At 69.4% G+C, this 1,093-nt stretch carries 1 pseudogene; it reads right to left on the reverse strand.

From position 1 onward, the window contains the following. Positions 1 to 110: 110 nt before the first annotated feature. Positions 111 to 1,093, reverse strand: a pseudogene (locus AB0D57_RS47890) (hypothetical protein); the annotation flags it as partial.

Below are 1,093 nucleotides of genomic sequence, written 5' to 3' on the forward strand. Positions count from 1 at the left end.
GGGCGGTTGGGCCCAGGCGGCCTTTCGTCGCCGCGCCAGCCGGGGCCGGATCGGTCTGGCCGCCGACGGGGCACGGGATGTCGTCGCCAGACGCAGATGCCAGCCCCGAGTCATCCCCAGGACCGTGCAGAACTGGTCAAACTTTCCCGCAACCAGTCATGGCGGAACTGGTATGCCGGTCCCGCCGCCCGCAGAAGGTTGCGGCGCCGGGCGTCCTCCAGAAAGGACATCAGACGCACCGGGGTGCCCTCACTGATGGAGAGCTGGACGGCGGAGAGGGCAGCGGCGACGCCCAGATTTCCGACCGGGCCGGCGAAGAGACAGGCCCATAGCCCAGCTGTGGCACCGACCAAGGCACCGTTTCTGAGGCCGTACTCGTGGGCTACGAGCGAGCCGGAGAACACCGCGATTGCGACTCCCGTCAGGAGACCGAGGACCAGCCTCAGCCCGATGTGGTGCCGCCACACGTCCCGCGGGCTGACCGCCCGGGTTTCCGTCACGGGGCGCTGGCTGAGACGGTCCCTGAGTTCGTTGTACTGGGGTCCTGATCCATTGCCGAGGATGGTCCCGACCACCAGTTTGTAGCCGCGGCTGCTCACCATCGCCGCGCCGAATCCGAGCGGAAGCGCGGCGAGGTAGGCGAGCCAGGCAGGCAACGGGTCGTTCCCCGGCAGTTGGAAAACAAGCCAGGACGTGGTTCCCGAGAAGAGCCAGACGAAGGTGCCCAAAGCGACGGCGCCGGGCGGGAAAATGTCGCGCCACCCGGCGCTGGGGAGCGGCTGCTGGTCGCTGAGCTCCGAATGGTGGTGGGCGGCCACGAATCCCCCGCCGAGTCCGCAGAGGGGCCCGAGCAGGCATGCCCACACCGGGCCGGTCGTCACCCACAGGGTGAAGAGGCCGACCACTCCGTACAGCAGACCGGTGACGGCCCCGACGAGGATCATCCTGGGACGGCGGTCCGTCCAGGTGGGGATGTGCCACCAGCGCAGCTCACGGTCGGCTTGGGTCTGGGTGACTTGCGTGGCGAGGTAGCGCAGCGTCCGTTCCGCGGTCTCGGGCGAGTAGCGCGGGCGTGGGCGTCTCGGTCTCGGGG

Source organism: Streptomyces sp. NPDC048275 (assembly GCF_040652275.1).
Taxonomy (GTDB): domain Bacteria; phylum Actinomycetota; class Actinomycetes; order Streptomycetales; family Streptomycetaceae; genus Streptomyces.